General features: G+C 56.0%; 1 protein-coding gene. It reads right to left on the bottom strand.

Features of this window, described 5'->3' with window-relative positions; genetic code table 11:
• Window positions 1-443, bottom strand: a 443-nt coding sequence (locus ACEWB7_RS17840) for a sodium:solute symporter family transporter (RefSeq protein WP_411581066.1), incomplete at both ends; no start/stop codon positions are given.

Raw genomic sequence — 443 nt, 5'->3', positions numbered from 1 at the left:
GTACCAGCGGCCATAAGAACACCGCTTCCAGGCCGCCAAACGCCAGCAGGTTGAGCCAAATGATCATCTCTGGCGGTTTCCACGCGGCCAGCAGCAACAGCGCGCCTAACAGTAATGTAATCGCTGCCGACATACGCTTCAGCCGGATCTCATTTTGCATCTGATCGGGACGCAGGTTGAGATAGAGATCTTTAATGATCGTCGCGGAACGTTGCAGCAGTTGGGCGTTAATTGTTGACATGATCGCCGCCATTGGCGCAGCAAGGAAGATCCCGGCGGCAAACGGCGGCAAAACTTTCACCATTAGCGTTGGGATCACCAGATCCGGCACCGTCAGATCCGGAAGCACCGCGCGACCCAGCGCGCCGGCAAGGTGCATCCCGAACATTAAAATCGCCACGACAATCGTACCGATAATAATGCCCCGGTGTACCGCTTTACTG

It is taken from the genome of Acinetobacter sp. NIOH-H-8, from assembly GCF_046635365.1.
Classification (GTDB): domain Bacteria; phylum Pseudomonadota; class Gammaproteobacteria; order Pseudomonadales; family Moraxellaceae; genus Acinetobacter.
This window is presented reverse-complemented; position numbering and strand designations above follow the sequence as displayed.